Raw genomic sequence first — 11,433 nt, 5'->3', positions numbered from 1 at the left:
TGTCGATGAGTCCCGACAAAGTAGATCGAGAACGGGTGCGCTGGCTGACGGATCTGCCCAACGTCGGTCCGGCCACCGCCAAGGATTTTCAGCGGCTGGGCATCGACTCGCCCGCGCAGCTGGTGGGGGCCAACGCGCTGGTGCTGTTCCAGCAGCTTTGTGAGGTGACGGGTGTGCGCCACGACCCGTGCACCCTGGATGTCTTCATGTCGGCCATCGACTTCATGAACGGTGGCCCGGCGCGTGCCTGGTGGGACTTCACGGAAAGCCGCAAGCGGCTGATGCCGTCCTGGGCCAGCTCGCACAACGCCTCGCGATAGCGCTCGCCATGGCTGCGGTTGGCGCCTTGCTCCCCAGCCCGAAGCAGGGGCTATCGCGGCTCGCTGGCGTTATGCAGAGGTCCCTTGAGCGGCCTGCACCGTGCCAAGCCGCATGTTGATGGGCCAGCGCATCTCGCGGGTGCGGGCCGGGTCGCCCCATCGCTCGGTCAGCTCGGCGGCGAAGCGGTGGAGCAACGCCTCCTGGCCTTTCTCCAGGGCACTGCGAACGGCCGACCAGGTGGAGATGTAGCCCAGCAGTTCCTCCAGGTTCCAGTCCTTGCGGATGGTCATTGGCGGCGCCTGGCGCTCATCGAAGGGGAAGTCGATGCTCGCGTAGCCCGTGTCCACCAGCCGGCGCTCGGGCGGCCAGAAGCGGCCGACGTCCTGTGAATAGAAGCGCTGGAACAGCTCGTTCAGATCGCCGTCGAGGACGAGCACACCATAGCTCAGCAGCGACACCACCGCGTCCGGTGCCGCCACGCGACGGACTTCCGCGTAGAACCTGGGCAGGTCGAACCAATGCGCGGCCTGCGCCGCTGTGATCAGGCTGGCCTGGCCGGCCTTCACGTCGAGTTGCTCGGCCGGGCAGCAGCGATACACCACGCGGGCATGCGGCGTGGCGTTGGCGAGCTGGTCGGCGCTGGGGTCCAGGCCGATGGTCTGTTCGAAGTGCTCCGCCAATTGCACGGTGAGCTGGCCGGTGCCGCATCCCACGTCCACCGCCAGGGCCCTGGTGGGTGCCACGGAAGCCAGGAAGGCGGCAAGTTCCGGCGGGTACTCCGGCCGATAACGGGCGTACGCAGCCCCGCCTTGGTTGAACCAGTTCTGGGTCGATTCGCCTGACATGGTGCGCTTCCTTGCTCGATGGAGCCTCTCGTGGAGATTCTGTCAGAGTCAGCGGTGGCGCCGTGGCTGACAGGCGTGTACGCCGCACCCAGCTCACCAGCTCACCAGCTCACCAGCTCACCAGCTCACCAGCTCACCAGCGCACCAGCGCGCTTAGCGTATCCAGGCCGGTCATCGTGCAGAATCCAGCGAGCCATCCGATTCCCGGTTTGGCGCCCATACCTTGGGAACCTCTGTGTCTTTCGCCGAACTCGCCAAGCGCCATCACTTTGATCCTGTCCCTGCTGAGCAGTGGCCGGCGCACCTCCCGGACTTTGTCGCTCGCGCGTTGCCGGCCGATGGCTGCCTGGTGTTCCCGGTGGCCGACGAGCATTCGGACACGGCGCAGTTCAGCGCGCGCTTTGGCTTCAGCCTGGAGGACTGTGCCAACACGCTCATCCTTCGTTTTACGAAGGAGGGTGTGGATCGTTATGCGGCAGTCGTCACGCTGGGGTCGCGGCGCCTTGACATCAATGGCGCTGTCAAGGCGGCGCTGGATGCTCGCCGCCTGTCGTTTGCCAAACGTGAAATAGCGTCCGAGTTGACCGGCATGGAGTTTGGCGGCGTCACCGCCTTCGGCCTGCCTGCGGACATGCCCATTCTGATTGACGCTGCGGTCATGGAACGAGCCTGCGTGGTGGTCGGTGCTGGCTACCGCCGCACCAAGATCCTGGTGCCGCCATCGTTGCTGCAGGCGCTGCCCCAGGCGAGTGTGGCGGCGCTCGCCTTCCAGGAACCGGTGGACGCTGCGCCGCCGTCCGCGCCCTGATGGGGCCTGGCGGCGTCATGCGTCAGTTGCCTAACCGAACGTGAATGCATGCGCCTGGACATCAGCATCCAGGAACTCGATCTCGAACAAGCGCTCCCGACCATCCGCAGCTTGCCGCACCAACTGATAGAGCCGGTAGGTCTCCACGGTGCCGCTCCCGTCGGTCAATACGTCGCTGCCATGGTCGGCCCCGGGCGGCTGGCCATCCAGCCGGATCCTGAAGCGCACCGGCCGGCCGTCCGGGCCAGGGCCCAGCACCAAGTGCAGATCGCGGGCGCGGAAGCGATAGCTGATGCTGCCGCCGGGCTGCGCCAGCGACAGTTGCTGGGTATCCACCCGCCAGCGGCCGGCGAGCGTCCATTGGTTCAGACGCAGCTGCGGGGCCGCTGTGTAGCTGCGCGGTCCGCCGTCGCGCAGCTCGCCCGCAGCAGCGACGAAACCATCGCCGCGCGCCCAGCCGAGATAGGTCTCGTCGGACGCAGGCGGCCGTGGCCCGACGGCCGCCTGCGTGCCCGTCGCCTGGGGCACCACCAGATCATCCGGCACCTGGCGTTGACCCGCCTCGCGCAGAAGCTCCTGGATCATCCGTTCTGCCTGGTCATACCGGCCTTCGCCGAGCTGGCGATAGCGGATACGGCCCGTGGCATCCACGAAGTAGAAGGTGGGCCAGGCCTGGGTGCCGAAGGCATTCCATAGTGTCTGTTGGCTATCAACGGCGACCGGGTAGCGGATCTGCAGATCCTTGACCGCCCGCTGCACGTTGCTCACTGACCGTTCGAAATCGAACTCGGGTGTGTGGGCGCCGATCACGACCAGGCCGTGCTCGCCGTACTTCTGTGCCCAGGCCTTCACATAGGGCAGCGTGCGCAGGCAGTTGATGCAGGAGTAGGTCCAGAAATCGACCAGCACGACCTTGCCTTGCAGCGCCTTCGCCGTGAGCGGCGGCGAATTGATCCAGGCGGTCGCGCCCGCCAGCGAGGGAAGCGGCGGCTGCACTGCAGGTGCGACTGCCGCTTCGGCCAGCCATTGGCCGCCGGCCGAGGCCGGGTGCAGGGCGGCATAGGCGAAGGCCGCCAGGGCCGCCACGGCGCCAACGCGGACGAGGTGGGGCATGCTGATCTTGATCATGGGGTCGAGCGAGGTGTCTGGCGCGTCGATATTGCCGCCCGATGCGGGGCCTGTCGAGCGCGCCGGAGGTGAGGGAGGGCGTTTGAAAAAAACTCAGAGGCGAACCACGTCGAGCACCGCTTGAGCGAAGGCGCCCGGCGCCTCCTGCGGCAGGTTGTGGCCGATGCCGCCGGTGATGACGCGGTAACCGTACTTGCCGCTGAACTTGCTGCGGAACGGCGCGTCGCTGCTGGCGTGGGGGGCGCCATTGGCGTCACCCTCCAGCACCAGCGTCGGCACGGTGATCTGCGGGCCGGCCGCCAGGCGCTGCTCCAACGCATCGTAGGCGCGCTCCCCGTCTGCCAGGCTCTGCCGCCAGCGGTAGTTGTGGATGACGATGTCCACATGGTCGGGGTTGTCCAACGAGGCGGCGCTGCGCTGAAACGTGGCCTCGTCGAAGTTCCACCGGGGGGAGGCGGTGCGCCAGATCAGCCGGGCGAAGTCATGGCGGTTCTTCTCGTAACCGGCGCGACCATGCTCGGTCGCGAAATAGAACTGGTACCACCAGGCGTACTCCGCCTCCGGCGACAGCGCAGTGTTCTTGATGGCGTCACGGTTGCCAATGAGGTAACCGCTGACCGACACCAGCGCTTCGCAGCGCTCCGGCCACAGCGCGGCAATGACATCGGCGGTGCGTGCGCCCCAGTCAAAGCCGGCGAAGACCGCCTTGGGGATGTTCAACGCATCCAGCAGCGCCACGATGTCCATTGCCACGGCGGACTGCTGGCCATTGCGGAAGGTGTCGCTGGAGAGGAAGCGCGTACTGCCATGCCCGCGCAAGTGCGGCACGATGACGCGGTAGCCCGCCCGGGCCAACTGCGGCGCCACCTCGATGAAGCTATGGATGTCGTAGGGCCAGCCGTGCAACAGCACCACCACCGGCCCGTTGGCCGGGCCCAGCTCGGCATAACCGACGTTCAGCAGGCCCGCCTGGATCTGGCGCAGCGGACCGAACGCGGCAGGTGCCGGGCTGGCGGCTGCCCATGCCGCCCCTGCGGTGCCGGACAGGCTCAGGCTGGCCAGGGCACCCAGGCCGAGGGCGCTGGTGTTGAGAAAGCAGCGGCGTGAAGTGGAGGGGTTCATCTACGGGGCTCCGTACAGGCGTTTTCGTTGTCGAGATGGTCGCGCTGCGCTCGCCTATCAACAAGAGCAACTAAACTCACACATCGTTGCTCAGTAGGCAACACAGGGGGGTGAACAGTTGAACCGAGAGATCAACCAGCAACGGCTGCGCTACTTCCGGGAGGTCTATGCGCAGGGATCGATCCGTGGCGCGGCAGAAAGCCTCAACACCGCCCCGTCGGTGATCACCCGCCAGATCCGGCTGCTCGAAGAGGAGCTGGATACACAACTGTTTGAGCGTGAGGCGCGCGGCGTCAAACCCACCGAAGCGGCCGCGCATCTGCTGGAGTTCTGGCGGAGCTATCGCTCACACCAGGAGCAGCTCCATGAACGTCTGCAGGCGATGAAGGGCCTGCAGCGGGGGCAGGTCCGGCTGGCGATCAGCGAAGGCTATGTGGACGTGCTGGTCAAGGAGGTGCTGGCCGAGTTCTGCGCCCGCTACCCGAAGCTGGAGGTGGCGATCGACATGCTGTCGATCGAGGACCTGGTGGACAGCATCGCCCAGGCGCGTGCCCACATCGGTCTGGCGTTCAACCCACCGCCCCATGAGCAGGTGGCGTGGCGCGCCAGTTCACCGCAGCCGGTGGTGCTGCTGGTCCATCCTCGGCACCCGCTGGCGCTGCGGGGCGGTCCGGCTCGCGTGCAGGACCTGCTGGAACACCCCTTGGCGTTGATGCCCTCGGCCTTCGGCATTGGCAAGGCCACCGAGATGATCGCCTTTGCCGAAAACGTCGAGATCCGTCCGACGCTGGTGACCAACTCCTTGACGGCGCTCAAGCGCATCGTGGCCGAGGGGCGCTTCGCAACGCTCATCGGCGAGTTCGCCGCGCGCCGGGAACTGGATGCCGGTGAGCTCACCGTCGTGCCCATCGACCACCCCCTGTTGCGCAGCACACAGGCGCGCGTGCTGGTGAAGGCCGGCAGGCCACTGGGCGCGGCCGGCGACGAACTGCTGTCCTGGATCCTGGCGCGCATGCCAATGTTCGCGCCCCACCCGTAAAAAAGCCCGCCGGCAAAACGCCAGGCGGGCTTCTTGTGTCCTGCAGCAGGAACGCTCAGTCGAAGTTCGGCGTTTCCACGCCCAGCACCTTGTGCAGCTTCGGGCTGGTGGTCGTGTATTGCAGGTGGACGCGCTTTTCCGGGTTGATGATGGGCATCGCGCCAAAGGCGGCCAGGGCGGCTTCGTGGAAGCCGGAGAGGATCAGCTTCTTCTTGCCCGGGTAGGTGTTGATGTCGCCCACCGCAAAGATGCCAGGCACGTTGGTCTGGAACTTCTCGGTGTCCACCTGGATCTGCTTCTTCTCCAGCGCCAGACCCCACTCGGCGATCGGGCCGAGCTTGGGCGACAGGCCGAAGAACACCAGCACCTGATCGGCCGGCACCACACGGGTGACGCCGTCGCCGCCGGTGACCTTCACGCCCTTGAGCATGTCGTCACCTTCGTCGATGTCGCTGACCTGGCCCACGATGAACTGCATCTCGTAGGCATCGCACAGCTCACGCATCTTGGCCACCGAAGCCGGTGCGGCACGGAAGCCGTCACGGCGGTGCACCAGGATGACGCTCTCCGCCTTGTGCGGGTTGCCGTCAGCATTGCCAGCGCAGAAGTTCAGCGCCCAGTCCAGTGCCGAGTCACCGCCGCCCACGATCAGCAGATTCTTGCCGGCGAACTGCGAAGGGTTGCGCACGCGGTAGTGCACCTGCGAGCCTTCGTACTTGTCGATGCCCTCGACCTTCAGGGTCCGCGGCTGGAACGAGCCCACGCCCCCGGCGATGAAGATGGTCTTGGTCAGGAACTGCGTGCCCTTGCTGGTCGCCACGAAGAAGCGTCCGTCTTCCTGCTTCTCGACCGTGGTGACTTCCTGGCCCAGATGGAAGGTCGCGCCAAACGGCTCGATCTGCTTCATCAGGTTGTCCGTCAGTTCCTTGCCAGTCACCACCGGCAGTGCCGGGATGTCGTAGATCGGCTTGTCCGGGTAGAGCTCGATGCACTGACCACCGGGGTAGGCCAGCGAGTCGATGATGTGGGCCTTGATTTCCAGCAGGCCCAGCTCGAACACCTGGAACAGGCCTACCGGGCCCGCGCCCACGATGACGGCGTCGGTTTCGATCACGCCCGCGTGCGGGGCCGAGGTCGCTTCAGTCACTTGCTTTTCCATTCTTGAGAGAGAGTGAGTGCCGGCCTGGAGGAGGCCAGCACCAGGCCCCCGTCACGCCAACACGAGGTCAACGTCGGGCCCGCATCCGGGGGTGTGGGTCAGCGGATCAGCTGATCAAGCTTGCCGGTCTTGTCCTTCCACTCCTCGGCGTCCGGGAGGGAGGACTTACGCTTGGTGATGCTGGGCCACTTCTTGGCCAGATCGGCATTGATCTTGATCATGATCTGCTGATCGCCCGGAACATCTTCCTCCGGCATGATGGCGTTGACCGGGCACTCCGGGATGCAGACCGCGCAGTCAATGCACTCGTCGGGGTCGATGGCCAGGAAATTGGGGCCTTCGCGGAAGCAGTCGACAGGGCAGACATCGACGCAGTCGGTGTATTTGCAGCGGATGCAGGCTTCGGTGACAACGTGGGTCATGGAGCGGCTCTTAGAGTGGCGGGGCCCCGTCCAGGAAACCGAAAGGTCGGATGGAAGGGGCCTGTGGGCATCAGTGCGGCCGGCACGGCAATCGGGCTCGCTCTGACGGAAAACGGCAGATTTTAAACGTTCAGGGTTTGTGCCAGGGAGTCGGATGGGTCAATACCGGGGAATTGCGTCGTTCCTTGGCCGCATTCCGCCGTGTTTTCGGCCACCGGCGCAGCCCCGGCACCCACCACCACGACCGTCGGACGGCCCCGGTGCAGCATGGCGGCCGCCGCCAGGCTACCCACCTGGTGTTCGCTGGCCAGCGCGTCGGCACACCCGGCACGTGACACCACGCTCACCGGTGTTTCGGCCGGCCAGCCGGCCTGCAACAGCCGGCGGGCGAGTGCGGCCAACTGGCGGCCAGCCATGTAGAACACCTCGGTATCGGCGGTCTTGCTGGCCTGTAGCTCACCGTCCTGGGTCATGGCGGTCGTCAGGCTGACGCTACGGCCCTGGCCCCGGCGGGTCAGCGGCCGGCTGGTCTGGGCGGCGGCGGCAATGGCGGCGGTCACGCCCGGGACGATCTCCCAGGTGAGTCCGGCCGCGGCCAACGCCTGCAGTTCTTCCTCCAGGCGCCCGAAAACGCTGGCGTCGCCCCCCTTGAGGCGCACCACCACCGCATGGCGCCCGGCCTCGCGGACCAGGGCCGCATTGATGGCGGTCTGCTTGGTGGAGTGGCAAAAACCTCGCTTGCCCACATCCAGCCACTGGGCCTGGGGGGCCAGATCGCGCAGGGCAGGGTCGGTCAGGGCGTCGAACAGCACCACCTCCGCCTGCGCCAGCGCCCGTGCGCCCCGCAGCGTGATGAGGTCGGCGGCCCCTGGCCCCGCACTGACAAAAATCACCTTGCCCATAAACGTCCTCGAATTACCGCACCAGCAAGGCACCGCTGGTGCTGTTGCTGGTCGGGTCCACCACGATCAGCGCGCCCCCCACACGGTTGTCAGCGTAGGGCTGCAGCGGCAGCTCCGACTGCAGCTCCACCGTGACGTGGCCGATCTCGTTGACCTTGAGTTCATGCGCCTCGGTTTCGGCCAGCGTCTGCACGTCCAGGCGATGGTCGATGGCGCTGATGCGGGCCTGCACCCAGCGATTGCCATGGCGCACCCAGTACTTGCGGCCCACCACGGCGGCTTCGGTGTCCAGCCACGCCAGCGTCGCCTGGAAGCTGCGGGTGGGCTGGGCCGCACCCGGCGCCACGATCCAGTCACCGCGGGAGACATCGAGCTGGCGGTCCAGCACCACGCCGGCCGACTCGCCGGCCACGCAGGCCTGCACAGTTTCGCCGGCACGGCGCAGTTCGGCCACGATGGCGGTCTGGCCACTGGGCAGGATCTGCACCGTGTCGCCCGGCAGCACCTGGCCCTGGGCAATGCGGCCCCACAGGGTGCGAGGCTGGTTGCCGGTGCCTTCGCCTTCGCGCGCCACGTATTGCACCGGCAGCATCAGCTGCGCCTCGACGGTCTCCTGCACGGTCGGCAGGCCTTCCAGCACCTGCAGCAGCGAGGGGCCGTCATACCAGTCGGCTTCCAGCGGCTGGGTCACGTTGTCGCCGCGCAGGGCGGAGACCGGCACGATGGCCGTCACGCGGATGCCGGCGGCTTCGGCGAAGCGCGTCAGCGCCGCGCTGACCTTGCGGAAGGCCTCGCCCGGCTGCTCGGCCGCGTCGATCTTGTTGATGGCGAACACGATGCTGGGCAGGCGCAACAGGTGGGCCAGCAGGCTGTGGCGGCGGGTCTGCGGCAGCAGCGGCACGTCATCCACCGACAGGTCCAGCTTGGTCACGTCCACCAGCACCACGGCGGCATCGCTGCCGGCGGCGGCGGTGACCATGTTGCGGGTGTACTGCTCATGGCCCGGTGCGTCGGCAATGATGAACTTGCGCTGCTTGGTGGCGAAGTAGCGGTAGGCCACATCGATGGTGATGCCCTGCTCGCGTTCAGCCTCCAGCCCGTCGGTCAGCAGGCTCAGGTCGATCGGCTGGCCGGCGGCGCGCTTGGACAAGGTGTCCAGCTGGTCGGCCAGGATGGCACGGCTGTCAAACAGCAGGCGGCCGATCAGTGTGCTCTTGCCATCGTCCACGCTGCCGGCGGTCAGGAATCGCAGCGCGCGGTGGGTGGTGTCGAGGTCCGACTGATGGATCTTGTGGGCGGTGGTCATGGAATCGTCTGCCGGCAGTGAACGGAGTGAGCCAGGGGTCGCAGTCATCAGAAGTAGCCTTCCTTCTTGCGGCGCTCCATCGAGGCGTCCGAGGTGCGGTCGTCCATGCGGGTGGCCCCGCGCTCGCTCACGGTGACCGTCAGCGTCTCGGCCACGATGTCGGTGGCATTGGCCGCCGGGCTTTCCACCGGGCAGGTGCAAGTCATGTCGCCCACGGTGCGGAAACGCACCTGCGCGGTCTCGATCTGCTCACCGGCCTCCGGTGGGGTCACCTCGGTCACCGGCACCAGCAGGCCCTTGCGGCGAATGACCTGGCGTTCATGCGCGTAGTAGAGCGACGGCAGCGGGATGTTTTCGCGGGCGATGTAGAGCCACACATCCAGCTCGGTCCAGTTGCTGATGGGGAAGGCGCGGAAATGTTCACCCGGGCGGATGCGGGTGTTGAACAGGTTCCACAGCTCCGGGCGCTGTTCCTTCGGCTGCCATTGGCCGAAGCTGTCGCGGTGGCTGAAGATGCGCTCCTTGGCACGGGCCTTTTCTTCATCACGGCGAGCACCGCCGATCAGCACATCGAAGCGGTGCTCCTCGATGGTCTCCAGCAGCGTCACGGTCTGGTGGCCGTTGCGCGACTCCAGCGGGTGCGAGAGGCGGATCGTGCCCTTCTTGATGGAGTCCTCCAGATGGCCCACCACCAGGCGTTCGTCCATTTCGGCCACACGGCGGTCGCGGAACTCGATCACTTCGGGAAAATTGTGGCCGGTGTCCACATGCACGAGGGGGAAGGGCAGCTTGCCCTTGAATTCCTGGCTGGGTCCCTGGCCGGGCCGCTGCGCCTCGTGCGCCGGATTCAAGCGCTGCTTGAAGGCCTTTTCTGCCAGGCGCAGGACCACGCAGGAGTCCTTGCCGCCGGAGAACAGCAGCGCCGGGCGCTCGAAGGCGGCGGCCACTTCACGCAGGATGAAGATGGCTTCTTCTTCAAGGTGGTCCAGATGGCGGTGGTCCGCCAGCGGCAGCAGTTGTTCCAGGTTCACGGGGGCGTTCATGCCGGGGCTCCGGTGCGGGGGAGGGAAGAAGAAGCGGCGGAGGGCTCCGCGGCGCCATGGGACTTGTGCAGCCCGCATTCCTTGGCGTCGTCGGATTCCCACCACCAGCGGCCGGCGCGGAAGTCCTCGCCCACCGAGATGGCGCGGGTGCAGGGCGCGCAGCCGATGCTGGGCATGAAATGGTCGTGCAGGGGGTTGTAGGGCACCACATGCTGTTGCACGTAATGCCAGACATCGGCCCAGCTCCATTCGGCCAGCGGATTGACCTTGGTGCGGCCCTGGCCGTCGGGTTCACGGAAGGGCACGTCCGCGCGGTTGTTGCTCTGCTCACGGCGCAGGCCGGTGATCCAGGCCTGCTTGCCGGCCAGCATGCGTGCCAGCGGCTCCAGCTTGCGCACGCCGCAGCAGGCCTTGCGCAGCTCGATGCTGCGGTACATGGCGTCGTCACCGTGGCTGCGCACGAAGTGCAGCACCTGCTCCTGCACCGGGCTGAACACCTCGACCTTCAGGCCGTAACGCTGCTCGATGGCCGGGATCAGGCCCAGCGTTTCTTCATGCAGCTTGCCGGTGTCCAGCGTGGACAGCGCGATGGGCAGGTGATGCCGGGCGATCAGATCCGTGATGATCATGTCCTCCACGCCCAGCGAGGTGGACTGCACCGCGGCCGGGCCGAAGTCCGCCGCCACCTGGCGCAGCACCTCGACCGTGCGGGCCAGCCGGTCCTCAAAGCCCGGTGTGGCGCGGGCATACAGCCCGATGGCCCCACCATTGGCCTGCGCCGGACCGGCCGGTGCAGTCAGGGTCGAGGCCAAGGAGGTGGGCAGCGCGGAGGCGTCGCTCATGGATCAGGCTCCGGTGCGCGCAAACACCGGGCGATGTTCAGTCACGTCACCCTGGTAGTGGCCGGGGAAGAAACCGAGCGCGCGTTCGGCGGCTGCCTGGTTCTGGTCGCCCCGCATCTGCACGGCATCCACGCCGCAGCGTTGCAGCAGCGGCATCATGTCCACCAGCACTTCACCCGTGGCGCGGATCTCGCCGGTGAAGCGGTGCCGCACGCGCAGCAGGCGGGCTTGCGTGTAGGCGCGGCCGTCCACCCATTTCGGGAACTGCACCACGATCAAGGACAGGCGGGGCAGGTCGGCGGCCAGTTCGGACACGTCCGCATCATTGGGCAACTGCACGCCCGTAGCCAGGCCGGCGGGCCAGGTGTCGCGCACCGCGTGCCACTGCTCCAGCGTCAGCAGCTTGTGGTCGGCGGCGGCGGGGTGCGGCTGCGGGCCGTCCTCGCCAGCGCACAGGTGCCAGGGGTCTTGGGCTTTGGAAACGAACTTCATGGCG

General features: G+C 66.9%; 13 protein-coding genes. 3 read left to right on the top strand and 10 right to left on the bottom strand.

Going from position 1 to position 11,433, the window contains the following annotated elements; all coding sequences use genetic code 11:
• Positions 1-5: 5 nt before the first annotated feature.
• The gene (locus BMY53_RS04335; protein ID WP_092944052.1) at positions 6-320 is read left to right on the top strand and encodes a helix-hairpin-helix domain-containing protein; all 315 of its coding nucleotides are present in this window, start codon (positions 6-8) and stop codon (positions 318-320) included.
• Positions 321-389: 69 nt separating this feature from the next.
• Here the strand turns inward: BMY53_RS04335 and BMY53_RS04330 are convergent, their stop codons facing one another.
• Complete coding sequence (locus BMY53_RS04330; RefSeq protein WP_092944050.1) at positions 390-1,166, bottom strand: class I SAM-dependent methyltransferase; 777 nt, start codon at positions 1,164-1,166, stop codon at positions 390-392.
• A gap of 235 nt (positions 1,167-1,401) precedes the next feature.
• Here BMY53_RS04330 and BMY53_RS04325 point away from each other — a divergent pair, with 235 nt between their 5' ends.
• Positions 1,402-1,974: a YbaK/EbsC family protein gene (locus BMY53_RS04325; RefSeq protein WP_092944048.1), complete on the top strand. Its 573-nt coding sequence runs from the start codon at positions 1,402-1,404 to the stop codon at positions 1,972-1,974.
• Between the two features lie 30 nt (positions 1,975-2,004).
• Here the strand turns inward: BMY53_RS04325 and BMY53_RS04320 are convergent, their stop codons facing one another.
• Together BMY53_RS04320 and BMY53_RS04315 are read right to left on the bottom strand one after the other, a co-directional pair.
• Positions 2,005-3,087, bottom strand: coding sequence for a redoxin family protein (locus tag BMY53_RS04320; protein WP_255370028.1), 1,083 nt, complete (start codon positions 3,085-3,087; stop codon positions 2,005-2,007).
• 108 nt (positions 3,088-3,195) lie between these two features.
• On the bottom strand, positions 3,196-4,224 hold the full coding sequence (locus BMY53_RS04315) for an alpha/beta fold hydrolase (protein ID WP_092944045.1): 1,029 nt from the start codon (positions 4,222-4,224) through the stop codon (positions 3,196-3,198).
• A 118-nt stretch (positions 4,225-4,342) separates the two neighbouring features.
• Between BMY53_RS04315 and BMY53_RS04310 the strand changes: the two genes are divergently transcribed.
• Positions 4,343-5,263, top strand: coding sequence for a LysR family transcriptional regulator (locus BMY53_RS04310; RefSeq protein ID WP_092944043.1), 921 nt, complete (start codon positions 4,343-4,345; stop codon positions 5,261-5,263).
• A gap of 55 nt (positions 5,264-5,318) precedes the next feature.
• Here the strand turns inward: BMY53_RS04310 and BMY53_RS04305 are convergent, their stop codons facing one another.
• From BMY53_RS04305 to BMY53_RS04275, 7 genes are all read right to left on the bottom strand, one after another.
• Positions 5,319-6,410, bottom strand: a complete 1,092-nt coding sequence (locus BMY53_RS04305) for an NAD(P)/FAD-dependent oxidoreductase (protein WP_404947854.1) — start codon at positions 6,408-6,410, stop codon at positions 5,319-5,321.
• A gap of 110 nt (positions 6,411-6,520) precedes the next feature.
• A complete protein-coding gene (fdxA, locus tag BMY53_RS04300) occupies positions 6,521-6,844 on the bottom strand; it encodes a ferredoxin FdxA (protein WP_092944039.1) in 324 nt (107 codons plus the stop codon).
• 122 nt (positions 6,845-6,966) lie between these two features.
• The gene (gene cobA, locus BMY53_RS04295) at positions 6,967-7,746 is read right to left on the bottom strand and encodes a uroporphyrinogen-III C-methyltransferase (protein WP_092944037.1); all 780 of its coding nucleotides are present in this window, start codon (positions 7,744-7,746) and stop codon (positions 6,967-6,969) included.
• A gap of 13 nt (positions 7,747-7,759) precedes the next feature.
• Complete coding sequence (locus tag BMY53_RS04290; protein ID WP_092944035.1) at positions 7,760-9,100, bottom strand: sulfate adenylyltransferase subunit 1; 1,341 nt, start codon at positions 9,098-9,100, stop codon at positions 7,760-7,762.
• Positions 9,100-10,095, bottom strand: a complete 996-nt coding sequence (gene cysD, locus BMY53_RS04285; RefSeq protein ID WP_092944033.1) for a sulfate adenylyltransferase subunit CysD — start codon at positions 10,093-10,095, stop codon at positions 9,100-9,102. Before cysD ends, BMY53_RS04290 begins: the two co-directional genes overlap by 1 nt.
• On the bottom strand, positions 10,092-10,937 hold the full coding sequence (locus BMY53_RS04280) for a phosphoadenylyl-sulfate reductase (protein WP_092944031.1): 846 nt from the start codon (positions 10,935-10,937) through the stop codon (positions 10,092-10,094). The genes cysD and BMY53_RS04280 overlap by 4 nt, the downstream gene beginning before the upstream one ends.
• Positions 10,938-10,940: 3 nt before the next feature.
• The gene (locus tag BMY53_RS04275) at positions 10,941-11,429 is read right to left on the bottom strand and encodes a DUF934 domain-containing protein (RefSeq protein WP_092944029.1); all 489 of its coding nucleotides are present in this window, start codon (positions 11,427-11,429) and stop codon (positions 10,941-10,943) included.
• Between the last annotated feature and the right edge of the window lie 4 nt (positions 11,430-11,433).

The organism is Roseateles sp. YR242, from assembly GCF_900109745.1.
In the GTDB taxonomy this organism is placed as follows: domain Bacteria; phylum Pseudomonadota; class Gammaproteobacteria; order Burkholderiales; family Burkholderiaceae_C; genus Roseateles.
Note: the sequence above shows the minus strand (reverse complement) of the source record. Positions and strands in the feature narration are given on the sequence as shown.

Excerpts from the sequence above, each read along its gene's own strand:
- BMY53_RS04335 (WP_092944052.1), top strand. The coding sequence starts at position 6 with ATGAGTCCCGACAAAGTAGATCGAGAACGGGTGCGCTGGCTGACGGAT.
- BMY53_RS04330 (WP_092944050.1), bottom strand. The coding sequence starts at position 1,166 with ATGTCAGGCGAATCGACCCAGAACTGGTTCAACCAAGGCGGGGCTGCG.
- BMY53_RS04320 (WP_255370028.1), bottom strand. The coding sequence starts at position 3,087 with ATGCCCCACCTCGTCCGCGTTGGCGCCGTGGCGGCCCTGGCGGCCTTC.
- BMY53_RS04315 (WP_092944045.1), bottom strand. The coding sequence starts at position 4,224 with ATGAACCCCTCCACTTCACGCCGCTGCTTTCTCAACACCAGCGCCCTC.
- fdxA (WP_092944039.1), bottom strand. The coding sequence starts at position 6,844 with ATGACCCACGTTGTCACCGAAGCCTGCATCCGCTGCAAATACACCGAC.
- cobA (WP_092944037.1), bottom strand. The coding sequence starts at position 7,746 with ATGGGCAAGGTGATTTTTGTCAGTGCGGGGCCAGGGGCCGCCGACCTC.
- BMY53_RS04290 (WP_092944035.1), bottom strand. The coding sequence starts at position 9,100 with ATGACTGCGACCCCTGGCTCACTCCGTTCACTGCCGGCAGACGATTCC.
- cysD (WP_092944033.1), bottom strand. The coding sequence starts at position 10,095 with ATGAACGCCCCCGTGAACCTGGAACAACTGCTGCCGCTGGCGGACCAC.
- BMY53_RS04280 (WP_092944031.1), bottom strand. The coding sequence starts at position 10,937 with ATGAGCGACGCCTCCGCGCTGCCCACCTCCTTGGCCTCGACCCTGACT.
- BMY53_RS04275 (WP_092944029.1), bottom strand. The coding sequence starts at position 11,429 with ATGAAGTTCGTTTCCAAAGCCCAAGACCCCTGGCACCTGTGCGCTGGC.